General features: G+C 47.6%; 18 protein-coding genes. 15 read left to right on the top strand and 3 right to left on the bottom strand.

Annotated features, from left to right (window positions below; translation table 11 throughout):
* The first annotated feature begins 117 nt into the window (after positions 1–117).
* Complete coding sequence (locus GVY42_RS05105) at positions 118–693, top strand: helix-hairpin-helix domain-containing protein (RefSeq protein ID WP_159562514.1); 576 nt, start codon at positions 118–120, stop codon at positions 691–693.
* Position 694: 1 nt separating this feature from the next.
* Positions 695–2812 (top strand): DNA internalization-related competence protein ComEC/Rec2, encoded by a 2118-nt coding sequence (locus GVY42_RS05100; protein WP_159562513.1) that lies wholly within the window; start codon positions 695–697, stop codon positions 2810–2812.
* Positions 2813–2873: 61 nt separating this feature from the next.
* On the opposite strand, the gene GVY42_RS05095 is transcribed toward GVY42_RS05100, so the two are convergent.
* The gene (locus GVY42_RS05095) at positions 2874–3038 is read right to left on the bottom strand and encodes a YqzM family protein (protein ID WP_012726678.1); all 165 of its coding nucleotides are present in this window, start codon (positions 3036–3038) and stop codon (positions 2874–2876) included.
* 90 nt (positions 3039–3128) lie between these two features.
* Here GVY42_RS05095 and holA point away from each other — a divergent pair, with 90 nt between their 5' ends.
* Positions 3129–4139, top strand: a complete 1011-nt coding sequence (gene holA, locus GVY42_RS05090) for a DNA polymerase III subunit delta (protein ID WP_236548987.1) — start codon at positions 3129–3131, stop codon at positions 4137–4139.
* 9 nt (positions 4140–4148) lie between these two features.
* Entirely contained in the window at positions 4149–4586 is a 438-nt protein-coding gene (locus GVY42_RS05085; RefSeq protein ID WP_159562511.1) for a GNAT family N-acetyltransferase, read from the top strand.
* Between the two features lie 27 nt (positions 4587–4613).
* On the opposite strand, the gene rpsT is transcribed toward GVY42_RS05085, so the two are convergent.
* Positions 4614–4874 carry a 30S ribosomal protein S20 gene (gene rpsT, locus GVY42_RS05080; protein ID WP_012726675.1) on the bottom strand — a complete coding sequence of 87 codons (261 nt, stop codon included), beginning with the start codon at positions 4872–4874 and terminating at the stop codon, positions 4614–4616.
* Between the two features lie 219 nt (positions 4875–5093).
* Between rpsT and lepA the strand changes: the two genes are divergently transcribed.
* The 5 genes from lepA to hemW all read left to right on the top strand — a co-directional run bounded on the left by lepA (position 5094) and on the right by hemW (position 11657).
* Positions 5094–6917: a translation elongation factor 4 gene (gene lepA / locus GVY42_RS05075; RefSeq protein ID WP_012726674.1), complete on the top strand. Its 1824-nt coding sequence runs from the start codon at positions 5094–5096 to the stop codon at positions 6915–6917.
* A 114-nt stretch (positions 6918–7031) separates the two neighbouring features.
* Positions 7032–8102: a 3-phosphoserine/phosphohydroxythreonine transaminase gene (gene serC, locus GVY42_RS05070; RefSeq protein WP_159562510.1), complete on the top strand. Its 1071-nt coding sequence runs from the start codon at positions 7032–7034 to the stop codon at positions 8100–8102.
* Positions 8080–9243 (top strand): phosphoglycerate dehydrogenase, encoded by a 1164-nt coding sequence (locus GVY42_RS05065; protein ID WP_074036573.1) that lies wholly within the window; start codon positions 8080–8082, stop codon positions 9241–9243. The genes serC and GVY42_RS05065 overlap by 23 nt, the downstream gene beginning before the upstream one ends.
* Positions 9244–9253: 10 nt before the next feature.
* A complete protein-coding gene (locus GVY42_RS05060) occupies positions 9254–10435 on the top strand; it encodes a DUF1015 domain-containing protein (RefSeq protein WP_159562509.1) in 1182 nt (393 codons plus the stop codon).
* A gap of 67 nt (positions 10436–10502) precedes the next feature.
* Complete coding sequence (gene hemW, locus GVY42_RS05055; RefSeq protein WP_159562508.1) at positions 10503–11657, top strand: radical SAM family heme chaperone HemW; 1155 nt, start codon at positions 10503–10505, stop codon at positions 11655–11657.
* A gap of 43 nt (positions 11658–11700) precedes the next feature.
* On the opposite strand, the gene GVY42_RS05050 is transcribed toward hemW, so the two are convergent.
* Positions 11701–12306, bottom strand: a complete 606-nt coding sequence (locus tag GVY42_RS05050; protein WP_159562507.1) for a DUF1054 domain-containing protein — start codon at positions 12304–12306, stop codon at positions 11701–11703.
* Between the two features lie 199 nt (positions 12307–12505).
* Between GVY42_RS05050 and hrcA the strand changes: the two genes are divergently transcribed.
* The 6 genes from hrcA (at position 12506) to GVY42_RS05020 (ending at position 18916) form a co-directional block, all read left to right on the top strand.
* Positions 12506–13528 (top strand): heat-inducible transcriptional repressor HrcA, encoded by a 1023-nt coding sequence (gene hrcA / locus GVY42_RS05045; protein WP_159562506.1) that lies wholly within the window; start codon positions 12506–12508, stop codon positions 13526–13528.
* Between the two features lie 17 nt (positions 13529–13545).
* Entirely contained in the window at positions 13546–14133 is a 588-nt protein-coding gene (gene grpE / locus GVY42_RS05040) for a nucleotide exchange factor GrpE (protein ID WP_074036578.1), read from the top strand.
* A 29-nt stretch (positions 14134–14162) separates the two neighbouring features.
* Positions 14163–15989: a molecular chaperone DnaK gene (gene dnaK / locus GVY42_RS05035; RefSeq protein WP_159562505.1), complete on the top strand. Its 1827-nt coding sequence runs from the start codon at positions 14163–14165 to the stop codon at positions 15987–15989.
* 110 nt (positions 15990–16099) lie between these two features.
* Entirely contained in the window at positions 16100–17206 is a 1107-nt protein-coding gene (dnaJ, locus tag GVY42_RS05030; protein ID WP_012726665.1) for a molecular chaperone DnaJ, read from the top strand.
* 18 nt (positions 17207–17224) lie between these two features.
* A complete protein-coding gene (gene prmA, locus GVY42_RS05025) occupies positions 17225–18163 on the top strand; it encodes a 50S ribosomal protein L11 methyltransferase (protein WP_078147163.1) in 939 nt (312 codons plus the stop codon).
* A 3-nt stretch (positions 18164–18166) separates the two neighbouring features.
* A complete protein-coding gene (locus tag GVY42_RS05020) occupies positions 18167–18916 on the top strand; it encodes a 16S rRNA (uracil(1498)-N(3))-methyltransferase (RefSeq protein ID WP_159562504.1) in 750 nt (249 codons plus the stop codon).
* The last annotated feature ends 12 nt before the right edge of the window (positions 18917–18928 follow it).

Below are 18928 nucleotides of genomic sequence, written 5' to 3'. Positions count from 1 at the left end.
ATATAACTTCCAAACAAATCATTTCCTAATGACACGAATGTGGAGAAGAAGGAGACGTGTTTCGAAACAGCTGATTCGGCATACTCAACGTAACAGTCGAACGGGGTGGTGATACGTTTGGAAAGGTGGAAACAACTCGTCATTGGTCTAATAGTCGTTCTATTTTTAGGAGTAGGCTATTTGTTTTATCAAAAGGAACCGGAGCAACGAATTGTGGATGAATTCGTCATAGAACCTGAGGAGGTCACACCGACCACGACACCAGAGCGTATGGAGCTCGTTGTGTACGTGACAGGTGCGGTTGAATCTCCGAACGTGTATACCGTACCAGAAGGGGCAAGGGTGGGCGATGTGTTGTCTTTAGCAGTCCTGACAGATGAAGCTGACCCAGAACAGTTAAATTTGGCACAACTATTAGTAGATGGAGTCAAAATCATCGTTCCGAAAAAAGGAACGACGCCTATTTCGCAAGACTCACCGAGTCCCGAGATGGAGACGAACGGTGTTCATGTCAACAGTGCGACGAAAGAGGAACTAATGACGGTTCCGGGAATTGGTCCAGCCAAAGCCGAGGCGATTTTAAATCATCTGAAAGCGAACGGTCCATTTAAAACATATGAAGCGCTAGGTGATGTGAAGGGGTTCGGCGAAAAGACATTAGAAAGTATGAAGCCATATTTATTGGTGCCATAGGATGCCGCTGTTTCCATTATTTGCGGTACTCATTGTAACCGGTCTGACAGAAGGATTCTATTGGGTCTCCGTGGTCGCTTTTGTCTTCTATCTATTTACACGACGTGGGCAAGGCTTATATGCGAAAGCCGGTGTGATTGGGTTCATCTGCATCGCATCGTTCCATACGACCCCTATAGAATCGTTATCGCGAGACACGATTGCCTTCTCAATCGAAAGTCGAAAGGAAAATGGTAAATCGGCAAGACTATATGGGAACGTAGACGATCTTCAGGGCGTTTTACGAGGACGCGAATTAGAACACGGACGACCTGGGGAGACGTGCCTTATGCAAATCGAAGTAGAGGCGTTTCAACCTTTACGAAACACCGGAGGATTTGATGAACGGTATTGGGCGCTGAGTTCAAACGTATCCTTCAAAGGAAAGGTGAAACGAATCGATGCGTGTCGTCCGACAGCAGGATGGGGCGGTCGGTTGTTGCGTTGGAAAGAACAACAACTTCAACAAATTGAGCATCGTCATCGTGAGGATGTCGCATTATATATGGAGGCATTATTGTTCGGGGAGAGTCGAATGCTAGATGAACAGACCTCGTTTTCTTATCGTGTGACGGGCCTTCTTCACCTTCTTGTGATTTCCGGTTCGCATATTGCCATGTTGATTGTGGCCATGCGCGTATTGTTGCACCCGATCCCTATTCGACGTGAGACGAAGACGATATTGATGATCTTTAGTATTACGGTATTCGGATGGATGACTGGTTTTTCTCCACCTGTCGCAAGAGCTGTTGTCGTCGCAGATGTGATACTCTTTATCTCTCTATTCGGTGTGACGGTTCGAGACCCGATTCGGCTCTTAAGTTGGTGTGCGGCGGGCATGTTGGCTGTTCAACCGTTCCTTCTCACGAATCTGGGTTTCCAGTTGACGATCGGGATGACCTTCTTTTTGTTAGTCACGAGACAAATCTGGACAGGACTCATGGAGTTGTCCATTTTCGCACAGCTGTTCGGGTTGATTGTTCTATGGCAAGTTCAACCGGTTCTATCCGTCGCGGCACCGATATGGAATCTCTTGATGGCCATCTGTATCTCGTGGGTCATCATGCCACTCGCATTTGTCACATGGCTGATTCCTTCGATTGCCCCGTTGTTCATGATTGTGTTGGATGCGATCAATGGAATGTTCGCCCTCCACGATGATTTACGACCTTGGATTCCGTTGCACGATCTGGCATTGCCGTCGCAAATCGCATTGTTGCTAGGATTGTGGGGAAGCTTAACGCTGATGAATCGAAAACGTTGGATCGGATGGGGGGCGGCCATCATGACATGTGGGTTGATTGCGGGATGGTCGGAATGGGCGGAATCCTCACGGGTGACCTTTTTGGATGTCGGGCAAGGTGATGCAATCGTCGTAGAATCGGGAAGAACGGTTGGTGTCATTGATGTAGGGGGCGTATTTCAAGATCCAAACGAACAAAAGCGAAGCACGTTTGACCCGGGTGAAGATGTATTGGCTCCTTATCTATGGAAACGTGGGGAGCGATCGCTTGATTTTGTCCTGTTGACTCATGCGGACCATGACCACATCGGCGGATTAGAAGGATTATTGAAAGTGGTGACGGTAGAAGAACTTTGGATATCAAAAGAAGTCGCGAATGCTGAAAAACGAGAAGAGTTGCTACACTTAGCTGCGGTCTATGATGTATCGGTCCGTTATCTCAAGGCGGACGATCGTCCGACGCCATGGATGTGGATCGTGGCACCGAATCGACGACATGAAGATGAAAATGATCATTCGATTAGCCTTTACATGAATGTAGGTGGCATGCGGTATCTATTGACAGGAGATTTGCCGATAGAGGGAGAAGCAGAGTTACCGACGCTTGACGTCGACGTATTTAAATTAGGGCATCACGGATCCAACACGTCGTCGGGGGAAGAACTACTTGAGCGAATCGATCCAGAATGGATCATTGCGAGTGTCGGTTTGAACAATCGATATGGACATCCGCACATAGAGACGTTACGACGGGTTGTGGGCAGACGTCTATTACGAACCGACTTGAAAGGAATGATTGTCTGTGAAGAGAACATGTGTCGGGGGATCATCGAGTAGTACGGGATAAAATGTGATACACTAAAAAACGATTGCTCCCCCGGGGCAATCGTTTGAACACTTATAGACTTAAGAATTTGATGATGACACCGATGAAGAAAATCGTGAAGAAAAAGCCAAATGGGACGATGAAGCCGATCGCAGAGTCGATGGCGTCATTACGTTTGCATTGAACGTCATTTTCAAACGGGTTTTCACTCGGTGGGCGTACTGAGTTGATTTGCATATTAGGTCCCTCCTTATCATACTTCCTTTATAAGTATAGCGAATCATGGGAAGATAATCTATGTTTAGATGAGAATAAATTGTGAAAGTGGTGTGTGTTTTGAATGAACCGTGGTTACATAATGGAAAACTGGCGAGCGTCTATGTTCTCCATGGCACCGAAAAATATTTGTTAGAGACGTGGGAACGTGAAATCGTGAAGGCGGCCAATCCATCCGGTGATCAATTTGATGTCATGCAACTAGATCTTCTAGAGACGTCACTCGATACGGCGCTTGATGAAGCGGAGACGGTCCCTTTCTTTAGTGAATATCGCACGGTTATCGTGAAAAATGCCCAGTTCTTAACGGGTGCGAAAGAGAAGCAAAAGCACAATGTCGACCGCCTGGCGGAATATGTCGTGCAACCGGCGACTTACTCGGTTCTTGTCTTAATTGTTGAGTCAGAAAAACTCGATGAGCGGAAAAAAATTGTGAAGCGCTTGAAAGAGCGTGCCATCGTACTCGAAGCGAAAAAACCGAGCCAAAACGAACTGATGCGATACGTGAACGATGCATTGAGTCGTGAACAACAAAAGATGGAGCGCTCTACGATGGAGCGTCTTTTATTCCTATGTCAGGATGATTGGGGAAAGTTGGTTCGTGAATTAGAGAAGCTACAGTTGTACGCGGGAACGGGTGCGACGATTCCGATTGAGATTGTGAATGATTTAGTTCCCCGTACATTAGAAGATAACATCTTTCAACTCTCGGAGCTTCTCGTCAAACGTCAAGCAGATGCAGCGCTTCGATTGGTTCGAGATTTAGAAAAACAAGGGCAAGAACTGATTGGACTACTCGGGTTGCTTGCTAGACAATATCGGAACATGTACCTGTCAAAACAGTTGACGGAGGCAGGTTATGGAGAGAAGCAAATCGCATCGAAAATCGGGGCCCACCCGTATACAATCAAATTGGCGACACAAGCGAGTCGGGGCTTTTCCGAGGCTCAGCTCGCACGAGCGCTGACCTTGATTGCAGACGCGGATGAAGCTATGAAAACGGGACGTGGTGACAAACAAATCGTGTTCGATACGCTCGTTTGTCAACTGGCCTTATTGTGAGGTGAGGGAATGGGATTCAAACAAGTGACACTTCAAGACGTGATTCCGCTCCGTCATGTTGTGCTCAGACCAGGAAAAGATGTTGAGACGTGTTATTTTGAAGGGGATGAGGCACCGACGACGCGACACTTCGCTTGGGTTGAAGGCGATCGAGTGCTATCGGTCGCTACAGTCATGATGTCCCCGAAACAAATCGAGGGTGAGGGGATTCCGCTCCAACTCCGTGGTATGGCGACGGATCCTCATGTTTCGGGACAAGGAATCGGCTCTCGATTTTTACAGGCACTCCATGATGAGCTGGGATGTCCATGGTGGTGTAATGCGAGAGAAGTGGCTGTCCGTTTCTATGAACGAAATGGGCTTACACGAATCGGAGAGCCATTCGACATTCCTGAGATTGGTCCTCATTACATCATGGTATACAAAAAAACAGCCGGCTCCGAATAGGAGGCGGCTGTTTCGTGTGATCTCTAATTAGAGAGCAGCGATACGAGCTGCGAGGCGTGATTTATCACGACCTGCTTTGTTTTTGTGGATAAGACCTTTTGATGCAGCCTTGTCGAGCTTCTTCGTAGCGAGGACGAAAGCTTCTTGAGCAGCTTCTTTGTTTCCTTCGAGTACGAGAGCATCAACACGTTTTACTGCTGTACGCATTGCCGCTTTCTCTTGTGAGTTCGCAACACGACGTTTTTCAGAAGTTTTTGCACGTTTGATTGCTGATTTGATGTTTGCCATTGTTTGTCACCTCCTGAAACAAGAAAGTGTATGTTCTTATTACTTCAAGTAATCATTCAACAGAACAAGCACAATTGTAGCAAACGGTTATATGAAAAGCAACCACTTGATGATTATTCTGAAAACTATCTGTGGTATTGTTGTAGTAGGTCGTACACATTACTTTAGGATTTTGATATAATGACACGGTATGCATGAGAAGGATAGGTGAACCCATATATGAACAAACAAGAATTAGAGAATCGTCAGAAGAAGATTCGTAACTTTTCCATCATCGCGCACATCGATCATGGAAAGTCGACGCTCGCTGACCGGATTCTTGAGAAGACTGGTGCACTCACGGCTCGTGAGATGAAAGAGCAGACGCTTGACGCGATGGACTTGGAGCGTGAGCGTGGAATTACAATCAAATTGAACGCCGTCAAATTGAACTATACGGCGAAAGACGGAGAAGAGTATATTCTTCACTTGATCGACACGCCAGGACACGTCGACTTCACATATGAAGTGTCACGTTCGCTTGCGGCATGTGAAGGTGCGATTCTCGTCGTCGACGCAGCGCAAGGAATTGAAGCGCAAACCCTTGCGAACGTTTATTTAGCACTCGATAACGACCTTGAAATCATTCCGGTCATTAATAAAATCGACTTGCCGTCAGCGGATGTCGAGCGGGTCCGTCAAGAGATTGAAGACGTCATCGGCCTCGATGCGAGTGATGCGGTCCCGACTTCTGCAAAAGCGGGAATCGGGATTGAAGAGATTCTCGAACAAATCGTGGAACTTGTCCCTCCGCCGACAGGTGACCCGTCTGAACCATTGCAAGCACTGATTTTTGACTCATACTATGACGCTTACCGCGGTGTCGTCGCATCGATTCGTATCGTAAACGGTTCAGTCAAAGTAGGAGACAAAGTTCAAATGATGGCGACTGGCAAGACGTTCGAAGTGACGGACCTCGGTGTGTCGACGCCAAAACCGATCTCTGTTAAAGAATTGAACGTAGGAGACGTTGGTACGCTTTCTGCATCCATTAAAACAGTAGGAGATGTTCGCGTCGGGGATACGATCACACTTGCTAAAAACCCGGCAACGAGTCAGCTACCTGGTTATCGCAAGATGAACCCGATGGTTTACTGTGGTTTGTATCCGATTGATGCGGCTAAGTACAATGATCTTCGTGAGGCACTTGAAAAGCTCCAGCTCTCGGATGCCGCACTCGAGTTTGAACCAGAGACGTCGCAAGCGCTCGGTTTTGGTTTCCGTTGTGGATTCCTCGGCATGCTTCATATGGAAATCATTCAAGAGCGGATTGAACGTGAGTTTAACATCGACTTGATTACGACGGCACCATCGGTAATTTATCACGTGACGACGACTTCAGGCGAAGTAATTCACGTCGATAACCCATCGAAGATGCCAGAGCAACAAAAGGTTGATTCAATCGAAGAACCATACGTCAAGGCGGCTGTCATGACACCAAACGACTACGTAGGTGCAATCATGGAACTTTGCCAGAAGAAACGCGGAACGTTCATCGATATGCAATACATCGATACGACTCGCGTCAAAATCACGTACGAGATTCCGCTCAGTGAAATCGTCTATGATTTCTTCGATCAGTTGAAATCGAGCACGAAAGGCTACGCGTCTCTCGATTATGAGTTGATCGGCTACCGTCAATCGCGTCTCGTGAAGATGGATATCTTGCTCAATAACGAAGTCGTCGATGCCCTCAGCTTCATCGTTCACCGTGACTTCGCGTACGAACGTGGGAAGGTCATTGTTGAGAAGCTTAAAGCTCTCATTCCACGGATGCAGTTCGAAGTTCCAGTCCAAGCGGCCGTTGGAACTAAAATCGTCGCACGTTCTACGATTAAAGCACTTCGTAAAAACGTTTTGGCTAAATGTTATGGGGGAGATATCTCACGTAAACGGAAACTCCTCGAGAAACAAAAAGAAGGTAAGAAGCGCATGAAGATGGTCGGGTCCGTCGAAGTCCCGCAAGAAGCGTTTATGTCTGTTCTCTCTATGGACGAAGAATAATGAGTTTGAGTCGCCCTGATTTTCGAATCAGGGCGATTTTGTATTTCAGGCAGGAAATGCCCTTTCATATAAGGAAGAGTAAACCCTTAGACAGACTATAGAGGAGGAAACACCGTGTCGACGTATACATACTCTGCGGGTCCTGGCATGCTACCGACAGAAGTGATGCAAGAGATTCAACAGCATCTTTTGACGTTTGAGTATGAAGGCGTTTCGATTATCGAAACGAGTCATCGCTCAGCGTCTTTCGAACGTGTGGTCGACTCTCTTGAATTGAGATTGAGAAGACTCATGCATATCCCTGAGAATTACGCTGTGCTTTGGCTACAAGGCGGTGCGACGTTACAATTTTCAATGATTCCGATGAATTTACGGAAGCGGAATCGATTCGCTTATGTGGATACGGGCATCTGGTCTAAAAAAGCGATGGAAGATGCGAAACACTTTGGAGAGGTCGATGTCATTCACCCATTGGTAGATGCGACGGGAAAGATGTCGTTTGAATCGAGCCTTGTCCAAGAGGTGGACTATCTCCATGTGACACTGAACAACACGATTGAAGGGACTCGATTTACACATATCCCCGAAATCGATGTCCCGCTGATTGCAGATGCTTCCTCGAACATTCTAGCCGAGCAAATCGATGTGGAGCGCTTCGGGGTGATTTATGCCGGAGCCCAAAAGAATATCGGACCTGCAGGACTGACGGTCGTCATCATCCGTCGGGATTTGATTCAGTCGCTTGAGTTGCCGAGTTATCTTCAGTATGTGTCACATGTCGATACGTTATTCAATACACCATCGACCTTCAGCATGTATGTAGCAGAGCGTGTATTGAAGTGGGTGGAAGACCGCGGAGGCGTCGAAGCGATGGAACGATTGAATCATCAGAAAAGTGACAAGGTCTATTCCTATCTTGAAGAGTCGACCTGCTTTTCTCCAATTGTTTCGGGGGAATGTCGTTCATTGACGAACATCCCATTTACAACGGGAGATCAAGAGATGGATCGGCGATTTGAACGATACGCTTTAGAACGTGGATTGCTCGAACTCGGTGGTCATCGTTCGGTAGGGGGCTTACGTGCAAGTCTGTATAACGCGATGCCGCTAGAAGGGGCAGAACGCCTCGTCGACGTCATGAGAGCATTCGAGGAGGAAACCAATGTATCACATCAAAACATTTAATCAAATCGCTGCCGCTGGTCTGAAACGATTTGAGCCAAGCGAGTACGTCATCAATGCATCGGATCAAGCCGATGCTTGGGTACTGAGAAGTCATCAAGTCCACGAAGAGGATATCCCTCCCTATCTTCTCGCCATCGCTAGAGCAGGGGCCGGTGTCAACAACCTTCCGCTCGATCAACTTGCGAAGCGAGGAATCGTCGCGTTTCATACACCTGGTGCGAATGCGAATGCGGTGAAAGAACTCGTCCTTGCGAGCATGATCCTCTCGGTACGACCCATTGTGAAAGGACTCAATTGGGTGAATGAACAGACTATCGCATCGCAATCGCAATTAGAAGAAGCGATGGAAGTGCAAAAACGACAATTCCTCGGAGCGGAGTTGCGAGGCAAAAAAGTAGGGATTATCGGTCTAGGAGCCATCGGTGCGTCGCTAGCCAACGATCTTCTCCAGCTTGGGGTCGATGTTATCGGATACGATCCCCATCTCTCGGTTGATGCCGCCTGGAATATTTCGAAACACGTCACGCGTGCCAAACATTTAAGTGAGGTACTGGGAAATGTTGACTTATTGTCGATTCATATGCCTTTGACTGAGGAGACTCGATTCAGCATTGACCAGAGTTGGTTCGAACGGATGAAACCGGGGATGACTGTTTTGAACTTTGCGCGAGGAGAGCTCGTGAAAGATGATGACTTATTGAAGGCGTTGCATCATCATGTGGGACTGTATGTGACCGACTTCCCCCGTCACACGTTGATTGGTCATCCGCAAGTCATGGCACTGCCTCACCTCGGTGCATCGACTAAAGAATCGGAAGTTAATTGTGCCATTCAAGCAGTGGAGACGCTGAAGTTGTATCTCGAGACAGGGAATATTCGTTCGTCTGCTAATTTTCCGAACGTCGAGCTTCCTTACACCGGTAAACGCCGTCTTGGAATCTTGCATCGAAACGTCCCGAACATGGTCGGTCAAATCACGGGAGAACTTGCCTCACATGGATTGAATATCGATAACATGGTCAATCGTAGCCGCGGGGAGATGGCGTATACGTTAATTGATTTAGACAACAGTGAGCATGAACCGTTATCGATTCATGCGCTGTATGAAATACAGGGCGTCATTCGCGTCCGGGAATTTTAAGGAGGATCTTATGGTCGTATTTAAACCGTTCAGCCCTTATATGCCAGCGCATCCGGAACGTGTCGCCGCAGACCCGTACGATGTCGTATCGATTGAAGAGGCGCAAGCCGTCATTTCAGAAAATCCGGATTCTTTTTTAGTAGTTGATAAGCCGGAAGCACTTCAATCCGACCTTTCGCTTGAGAAGTGGGGGGAACTGGCGCGTCATAAGCTAGAACGTCTCTATGAGAAGGAGTTGACGGAACGTCCGAATGGATTTTACGTCTATCGATTGACATCGGGACAACGTCAGCAAACCGGTTTAGTCGCCACCTTTTCAGTCGCGGATTATGAAGCCGGTCGAATCAAGATTCACGAACATACACGGGAGGAGAAGGAGCGGGAGCGTGTCGAGCATGTCCGGGCAACACGAGCGCACACCGGTCCCATTCTCCTCAGTCATCCTCCGCATGCAAACTTGAAGCAAATCTTACATGCTGCGACAGACGGAGAGCCGTTTTTCTCGTTCACGGATGAACGAGGTGTCATGCATGAAGGATTCATGGTTCCAAACCGTGAACTCGCTCGTGTCATGATGATTGGCGCAACCATCCCGGCGATCTACATTGCGGATGGACATCACCGTGCGAAAGCGGCAACGGTCGTTTCCGGGATGGGTGGGGATCGTTCTCAAAAGAATGAACGTACACACTTCTTAGGTGTCCTCTTCCCGAGTGACGAATTGACGATTTTGCCGTATCATCGCGTGCTGACAGCGATTAGTCCAGAAGAGGTAGAGAATATGTTAGACGGACTCTCGTTTTCATACATGATCAATGAGGAGGATGGTCTTGTCCTGCCGAAAGAACATGGCGTCTTCGGAGTCGCCTATCGAGGGAAATATTATCAGTTGACGAAACGGCAAGAGGACAAGGCGCTAGACGTTGCCATCTTACAACGAGATATACTCACGCCGTACTTCAACGTCGAGGATATTCGTACAGACGCGAGAGTCGATTTTATCGGTGGGAACAAGACGGCCTCGGAGTTAGAGAAGCTGACTCAAGTACCAGACCGATTGCTTTTCACGTGCCATGAGACAACGATGTCACAACTGATGCGCGTGGCAGATGATGGTGGCCAGATGCCTCCAAAATCAACCTGGTTCGAGCCGAAATTGAAGAGTGGTTTATTCATTCATCGATTCGATTGATGGCGCAGGCTGGAAAGAACAGACGAAAAGCGTTATAAATGGAATGAGAAGAAAGGGGTGGCCGAAATTGGCTAAAGCCGTATATCTTCACATTCCATTTTGTGAACATATTTGTTATTACTGTGATTTCAACAAGGTGTTTTTAAAAAATCAGCCTGTTGATGATTATTTAGATGCATTAGAACGAGAGATGGTATTGACGCTCGAGGCGTTTCCGACAGATCGGATTGAAACCATTTTTATCGGAGGCGGGACACCGACCGCGCTCAATGAGGAGCAGATGGCGCGCCTGATGGATATGGTCCGCCAACACCTTCTGCCACTCGCGTCAGATGACCTCGAATATTCTGTCGAAGCGAACCCGAACTTTGTGAGTGCGGAAAAGCTCGATACGATGAAAGCAGGTGGCGTCAACCGGCTCAGTTTCGGTGTCCAGACGTTTGATGATGGTGGACTGGAGCGCATCGGCCGGACGCATCGAGCGGATGATGTGTTCGAGACGGTAAGCGAAGCGGCAAAACGCTTTGACAATATCTCGATTGACCTTATGTTTGGTCTTCCGGAACAAACACTTGAACAAATTGACCGTGATTTAGAGCTAGCGCTTCAATTACCGATTCAACATGTATCCTCTTATTCGTTGATTCTCGAACCGCATACCGTCTTTGCGATTCAAGATCGAAAAGGGAAGCTCCGTTTACCGGGAGAAGATGTCGAAGTCGAAATGTACTTGAAAGTGATGGAGACGCTTGAACGCCATGGTCTTCAACAATATGAGATCTCCAACTATGGCTTGCCTGGTCGGGAGAGCCGTCACAATCAAGTGTACTGGCGCAATGAAGAGTACTATGGATTCGGAGCCGGTGCGCATAGTTATTTAAACGGGACACGTCGCGCCAATATCGCTCCGATTCCTCACTATATTAAAGCAGAAGGCATCCCTGTGAAACGGGTGACCGAGCTGGAAGAAGTGGAAAAAATGGAAGAAGAGCTCTTCCTCGGCCTGCGTATGCGTTCCGGGGTCTCGCTTCAGACGTTTGAACAGAAGTATGGAGTGTCGCTCGATGATGTGTTCGGTCACGTCATCGAAGAGTTAGTGAAGAAGTCACTGATTGAACGAACGGGTACACATATCCGTCTAACGGCATCCGGTTTGCCACTCGCCAATGAAGCATTTGCAGCCTTTATTGGAGAAGCAAAACTTGAACATGCTGATTCATAAAAAAAATGGACAAGTCCTTCGTGAGGATTTGTCCATTTTTTTATTATAAGACGAGATCTCGATAGAGCGGTGTAAGGCGACCGAACGTGTCTTTGACTAATGCAAGGAACGCGTCTTCGTTTTGAAGAATCGATGCATCGGCAGGAAGTTGACGACCAATCAAGAAATCAGCCTTTTTAACATTGCCGAATCGTTCAAGTAGTGATTGAATGTCTTCGTTTGACGTATCCTCAACAAGAAACGCTTCTTTTTTCATATGGTCGCCCGCGATATGGAAATCAGAGAATGTTGATTTCAAATCGATTTGTTGCAGGTGTTTCGCGATTGCGTCTTTGTTCGGCATCTCATAGATGAACGCAAGCCAAATAAAGACACGATCGTCGAAAAGCCCAACTTGTAAGTGTGGATGTTTTTTGTACCCGCGTTTGTCGTGACAGATCGCCATCCACGTATCTTTAGGTGGGTTCACTGTCCGACGAGCGTGCTTCGCCACATGTAAATAAAGGGGGATGCCGACATCAGCCTCAAGCCCTGGCCCGACTTCGTCGTAAATCCGATGGAAGAGCGGTTGAATATTCGAACGGATGCCAGACATTCGTTCGTCGAGTCCTTCTTGTTTAAATACATTAAATTGTTTTGTTGTAAACATGTAATCACCTCACGTTCTATCATAACGAAATGAGTTTTTATTTTCATTTCGTAGGTTTGCCAACTTGAAAAAAGGTGAAAAAATCCGAGTGTATGAATTGACAAATAGTGAGAACGTGATAATATTTGAAGTGTGATTAGCACTCGTTAAATATGAGTGCTAATAAAGCGGGGTAACTTTTTCAGAGAGGAGTGATGTTGTGCTGACAAATCGACAATTGCTCATTCTTCGAGCCATCATTGATGATTACATCCAGACGGCTCAGCCGGTCGGTTCGCGGACGTTGTCGAAACGGGACGATTTGACGTTTAGTTCAGCAACGATTCGGAATGATATGGCCGATTTGGAAGACATGGGGCTGATTGAAAAACCGCATACTTCTGCAGGTCGTATCCCGTCAGAGGTCGGCTATCGATATTATGTGGACCATCTCGTCGAGAAACAAATTATCGACGAACGGGAGACCGGTCGACTAGAAGAACGGTTAAAACAATCTTCAAAAGAGTCTGAAATCCTGATTCGACAAGCTGCAGATCTCCTTTCTGATTTGACCAATTATACGACGGTCGCCCTCGGTCCAAATAGCCAAATGGAAACGTTGGCCCGTGTGGATTTTATGCCATTAGACGAGCGGCGTGGTGTTGTTCTCATCGTCACGGATCAAGGTCATGTCGAGCATCGTACTGTCATGTTTGAATCGCGTGTCGCTCCAGACGTCATCGAGGAAACGATTCGACTACTGAACGACCGCCTTGTCGGAACGCCAATCGGACAATTGAAAATCCGTATCGGCGAAGAAGTTGCCAAATTGCAACTTGCTCAGCGACAGCAGTACGAGAACATGATGCAACTGATTCAATCAACGGTCGGAATACAGACGCCATCCTCACTCTATTTGGGTGGCAAGAAGAAAATCTTCAACCAACCCGAGTTTCAGACGCTCGACACGTTACGTCCATTCCTAGAATGGATTGATGAGCAAGAACGATTGACACACTGGCTCGAATCGTTGCCAAATCGCGAGATTTATGTGAGCATTGGGAGCGAGAACGGAATTGTCGCCCTTCAAAATTGTAGTGTCATCACCTCGGATTATACACTAGACGGAAAAACATTCGGTACAATCGCTATGATTGGTCCAACGCGTATGAATTACCGTCATGGTGTCCAAATGATGGGACAAATTATCGAAGCGTTGCGACGAACGAAACTAGATGAGTGACGGAAAGGAGTTTTACTATGACAGCAGATCACCAAAACGGGCATGAACAAGATGACGTGCTTGAAGAAAAATCTGTAGACTCGACACAAACAGAAGAGAATGAGTCGACTGAATCAAATGAAGATGAGGTTTTAAATGCTGAGATTGTGGAAGAAAGTTCTGAGGGGACGGACTTACAAAAAGAAATCGAAGCATTGAAAGCGAGCGAGCTTCGGATTCGTGCCGACTTTGACAACTTCCGTCGTCGGACGAACGAAGAGAACGCCAAACGCGTCAAGTTTGCTTCACAGTCTGTCATTGAAAAATTGATTCCGCTTATTGACAACTTTGAGCGTGCACTTCAAGTAAACGCAACTTCGGAGGATGCGAAGCAGATTCAATCAGGAGTCGATATGATTCATCGTCAACTGCTTGACGTATTAAATGCTGAGCAAGTCGAAGTGATTGAAGCAGTCGGACAGCCGTTCGACCCGAATTTCCATCAAGCAGTCATGCAAGAACCGAGCGATGAGTTCGAGTCAGGTATCGTGACGATGGAGCTTCAAAAAGGATATACGATGCACGGTCGAGTCATTCGCCCGAGCATGGTAAAAGTTGCAGAATAATACTACTTAACGAGACGGAGGAATAAACGATGGGTAAAATTATCGGTATTGACTTAGGGACAACAAACTCATGTGTGGCAGTAATGGAAGGTGGCGAAGCAGTCGTCATCTCGAACGCAGAAGGTAACCGTACGACTCCTTCGGTTGTTGCATTCAAAGGAGAAGAGCGTCAAGTAGGTGAGGTCGCGAAACGTCAGGCCATCACGAACCCGAATACAATCCAATCAATTAAACGTCACATGGGAACGTCACATACAGTCGACGTAGACGGCAAAAAATTCACACCACAAGAAATCTCGGCAATCATTTTGCAAAAGTTGAAGAAAGATGCTGAAGACTACCTCGGTGAAACAGTCACGGAAGCCGTCATCACAGTTCCTGCATACTTCAACGACGCGGAGCGTCAAGCGACAAAAGATGCTGGTAAGATTGCTGGTCTTGATGTCAAGCGAATCATCAACGAGCCAACAGCTGCGGCACTCGCTTACGGTCTTGATAAAGGCGAAGACCACACGATTTTGATCTATGACCTCGGTGGTGGTACGTTTGACGTTTCAATCCTTGAGCTTGGCGACGGAGTATTCGAAGTTGTCGCAACAGCTGGTGACAACCGTCTCGGTGGAGATGACTTCGACCAAAAAGTCATCGACTACCTCGTTGCAGAATTCAAAAAAGAAAATGGCATCGACCTCGGGAAAGATAAGATGGCACTTCAACGTTTGAAAGATGCAGCTGAAAAAGCGAAGAAAGACCTTTCAGGTGTGACAAGTGCACACATCAGCCTTCCGTTTATCACAGCAGGTGAAGCAGGTCCACTCCACTTGGAGATGACACTCACACGTGCGAAATTTGAAGAATTGACGGCTGACCTTGTCGAACGCACAATGGAACCGACGCGCCGTGCTTTAAAAGATGCAGGACTTACACCATCTGACCTCGACAAGATCATTCTCGTCGGTGGTTCGACACGTATCCCTGCTGTTCAAAAAGCAATCCACGACTTCACGAAGAAAGAGCCGTTCAAAGGGGTAAACCCGGATGAAGTCGTTGCACTTGGTGCAGCAATTCAAGGTGGAGTTCTTGCTGGAGACGTGAAAGACGTCGTTCTTCTCGACGTGACTCCACTCTCACTTGGAATCGAGACAATGGGTGGCGTGATGACGAAACTCATCGATCGCAACACGACAATCCCGACATCGAAATCACAAGTGTTCTCGACTGCAGCCGATAACCAGCCTGCTGTTGACATCCACGTCCTTCAAGGGGAACGTCCGATGGCACCAGACAACAAGACACTTGGTCGCTTCCAATTGACGGACATCCCACCAGCACCACGTGGTGTGCCGCAAATCGAAGTGAAATTCGATATCGATGCAAACGGAATCGTTCACGTATCAGCGAAAGACCTCGGTACGAACAAAGAACAATCGATCACAATCCAATCATCTTCAGGTATCGATGAAGCGGAAATCGAGCGTATGGTGAAAGAAGCCGAAGCGAACGCAGAAGCAGATAACAAACGTAAAGAAGAAGCAGAACTTCGCAACGAAACAGACCAACTCGTCTTCGCGACAGACAAGGCAATCAAAGATCTTGGTGAGCAAGTAGAAGAGGCGGACAAAGAAAAAGCAGAAGCTGCGAAAGAAAAAGCGAAAACTGCTCTCGAAGGTTCAGACCTTGAGGCGATCCGTACAGCCAAAGACGAATTGTCAGCTGTCGTTCAAGAGTTGACGCAAAAAGTATATGCTAAGATGGCTGAACAGCAAGGTGCTGAAGGCGCAGAACCACAGGCGGAAGCGAAACAGGACGATAATGTCGTGGACGCAGAGTTTGAGGATCTCGACGACCGTAAATAAACAGCCGTTGTAAAGGAGAGCGCCAAAGCAGGTTTCTGCTTTGGCTCTTTCCATGTTAAGGTAGAATCGGTAAAATCGATACGTAGTTAGTGAGGATAGGAGCGAGAATAGTGGCGAAACGAGATTATTATGAAGTGCTCGGGCTCGACAAGTCGGCCTCAGCACAAGACATCAAGCGGGCATATCGAAAATTAGCCCGTCAATATCACCCGGACATCAACCAAGAAGCAGATGCTGCCGACAAGTTCAAAGAGATTGGTGAAGCGTATGAAGTACTCTCAGACGAACAGAAACGGGCCCAGTATGACCGATTCGGTTTCGAAGGGGCCAATCAGTTCGGCGGTGGAGGTGACTTCCAAGGCGGCTTCGGAGATATCTTTGACATGTTTTTTGGAGGCGGTGGGCGCCGTCAAGATCCGAATGCACCACGTCGCGGTGAAGACTACCAGTACGTCGTCGATCTCGACTTCATGGAAAGTGTCACAGGTAAAACAGAGACGATTGAACTCGAAATCGAAGTAGAATGTGACACGTGTATGGGAAGCGGAGCAAAACCGGGCACGAAACCGGAAACGTGTAACCGATGTGGCGGTAGCGGCGTCGAAACGGTCGAACAGAACACGATTCTCGGTCGTATGGTCAATCAGCGTCCATGTAGCCAGTGTCACGGAAGTGGTAAGACGATTAAAGAAAAATGTCCGACTTGCCATGGTTCAGGTCATGTGAAGAAGAAACAAACCGTCGAGGTCAAAATCCCAGCCGGTATCGATAACGGTCAACAGATTCGTCTCTCTGGTAAAGGTGGTCCAGGCGTGAACGGTGGTCCAGCAGGAGACTTATACGTCGTCGTTCGTGTCAGAGCACATGAAATCTTTGAACGTGTCGACCAACACATCGCAATGGATATGCCAATTACATTCGCCCAGGCTGCTCTCGGTGCGGAAATCGAAGTACCAACAGTTCACGGGAATGTGAGCTTGAAAGTACCTGCAGGGACACAAACCGGTTCGAAATTCCGTTTACGCGGTAAAGGAATGCCAAGTGTTCGTGGTGGTGCAAATGGTGACCAGTATGTCAGTGTCATCGTGATGACGCCGAAAAACATGACAGACCGTCAAAAAGAGTTACTGCGTGAATTTGAAGAAATTAGCGGAGAGTCCGGTGTCGAAGAGGAACATGGCATGTTCCAAAAAATGAAAAAATTCTTTAGTCACTAAAAGGAGTGTGTACGAACGATGAAATGGTCTGAAATTTGTGTCCACACGACACAACTTGCGGTAGAAGCAGTATCCAATTTACTACACGAAGTGGGGGCACAAGGTGTCGTCATCGAGGACGTGGAAGATTTCGACAGAATGATGGCGGAGGACCATTTCGGAGAAATTTGGGACGTTTCGGATCGTGAAACGTATCCAACTTCTGGCGTACACGTCAAAGCGTATGTCCCGGCCTCAGGTGATTTTCAAGATTTACTTTCGAATCTTAAAAAAGAAATCGAACGACTTCGCACGATGCTCGACATCGGATCTGGAGACGTCACGGTCGCTGAAATCGATGAAGAGGACTGGGCACACTCTTGGAAGCAGTATTATAAGCCGGTAAAGATTTCGCAACAACTAACCATCGTTCCTTTATGGGAAGAGTACACCCCGCAGCCGGAAGAGAATGTGATTTTGCTTGACCCGGGTATGGCGTTTGGCACAGGAACGCATCCGACGACAATGCTCTGCATTCAAGCGATTGAGAACTACATCCAGGAAGGTGACCGTGTCATTGATGTCGGTACAGGATCGGGTGTATTGTCGATTGCAGCAGCAAAACTTGGTGCAACGAAGGTAAAGGCACTAGACTTAGACTCGGTCGCAGTCGAAGCTGCTCGTCAAAACGTTGAGACGAACGGAGTGGGCGAACTCGTTCAAGTGGACACAGGTGATCTTCTGAAAGGTGTGGAAGGCGAGTACGATTTAGTCGTAGCGAACATTCTTGCTGACGTCATTCTCCTTTTCATCGAAGACGCCTATGCACGTACGAAGTCAGGTGGGCGCTTCATCACCTCTGGAATTATCGGAGAGAAGCGGGCTGAAGTGACGAATGCTTTGGTCGCTGCTGGATTTGAGATTGAAGAGACGCGCGTGATGGAAGACTGGGTCGCGATTATCGCCAAGAAGGGGTAAGTTATGCAACGTTATTTTTTGACAAAAGAAGCCTTTAAAGGCGAAACGGTGACCCTTCCTTCAGATGTGGTCCACCACATCGGTACAGTCTTACGACAAGGTCCTGGATATGAGATGGTCCTGTTGGATGGTACAGGTGTTGAGTATGCCTGTGTCGTGACATCGCTTGAGAAGAAGAGCGGGGAAGCGAAAGTCACGTCATCGCGACAGGCGACGACTGAGTTGCCAATCGAGGTGACTTTGGCGTATGCACTCCCGAAAGGGGACAAAGTCGAGCTCGTCGCCCAAAAAGCGACGGAGCTTGGCGTCCACCATCTGTTGCTGTTCGAATCAGCGCGCTCTGTCGCCAAATGGGATGGAAAAAAAGCTCCGAAAAAAGTGGAGCGGATTCAAAAGATTATGCAAGAAGCGGCTGAACAATCCTATCGTGCCGTTGTACCGACGTGTTCCTACATCTCTCCGAAAGAGATTCATCAGAAAATGGAGGGCTATGATGCCGTCATCATCGCGTATGAAGAGTCGGCAAAAGAAGGGGAACAGTCTGCTTTCGCACAACTGTTGACTCAACTGAAACCGAAACAACGCGTTCTCGTCATCACGGGACCTGAAGGTGGATTCGATATGAATGAAATCAATCAATGGACTCAGGCTGGAGCGACTGCATGTGCATTTGGACCACGCATTCTTCGGTCTGAAACGGCGCCGCTTTATGCATTATCTGCGATTTCTTTCGCGCTTGAACTCAACAAATGACATGAAAAACGG

The sequence above is a fragment of the Exiguobacterium sp. 8A genome, assembly GCF_902506275.1.
In the GTDB taxonomy this organism is placed as follows: domain Bacteria; phylum Bacillota; class Bacilli; order Exiguobacteriales; family Exiguobacteriaceae; genus Exiguobacterium; species Exiguobacterium profundum.
Note: the sequence above shows the minus strand (reverse complement) of the source record. Positions and strands in the feature narration are given on the sequence as shown.

Bases quoted from the DNA above. Each gene is read 5' to 3' on its own strand.
- grpE (WP_074036578.1), top strand. From the start codon at position 13,546: ATGACAGCAGATCACCAAAACGGGCATGAACAAGATGACGTGCTTGAA.
- GVY42_RS05050 (WP_159562507.1), bottom strand. From the start codon at position 12,306: ATGTTTACAACAAAACAATTTAATGTATTTAAACAAGAAGGACTCGAC.
- lepA (WP_012726674.1), top strand. From the start codon at position 5,094: ATGAACAAACAAGAATTAGAGAATCGTCAGAAGAAGATTCGTAACTTT.
- GVY42_RS05020 (WP_159562504.1), top strand. From the start codon at position 18,167: ATGCAACGTTATTTTTTGACAAAAGAAGCCTTTAAAGGCGAAACGGTG.
- GVY42_RS05085 (WP_159562511.1), top strand. From the start codon at position 4,149: ATGGGATTCAAACAAGTGACACTTCAAGACGTGATTCCGCTCCGTCAT.
- rpsT (WP_012726675.1), bottom strand. From the start codon at position 4,874: ATGGCAAACATCAAATCAGCAATCAAACGTGCAAAAACTTCTGAAAAA.
- GVY42_RS05095 (WP_012726678.1), bottom strand. From the start codon at position 3,038: ATGCAAATCAACTCAGTACGCCCACCGAGTGAAAACCCGTTTGAAAAT.
- dnaK (WP_159562505.1), top strand. From the start codon at position 14,163: ATGGGTAAAATTATCGGTATTGACTTAGGGACAACAAACTCATGTGTG.
- prmA (WP_078147163.1), top strand. From the start codon at position 17,225: ATGAAATGGTCTGAAATTTGTGTCCACACGACACAACTTGCGGTAGAA.
- GVY42_RS05065 (WP_074036573.1), top strand. From the start codon at position 8,080: ATGTATCACATCAAAACATTTAATCAAATCGCTGCCGCTGGTCTGAAA.
- GVY42_RS05100 (WP_159562513.1), top strand. From the start codon at position 695: ATGCCGCTGTTTCCATTATTTGCGGTACTCATTGTAACCGGTCTGACA.
- GVY42_RS05060 (WP_159562509.1), top strand. From the start codon at position 9,254: ATGGTCGTATTTAAACCGTTCAGCCCTTATATGCCAGCGCATCCGGAA.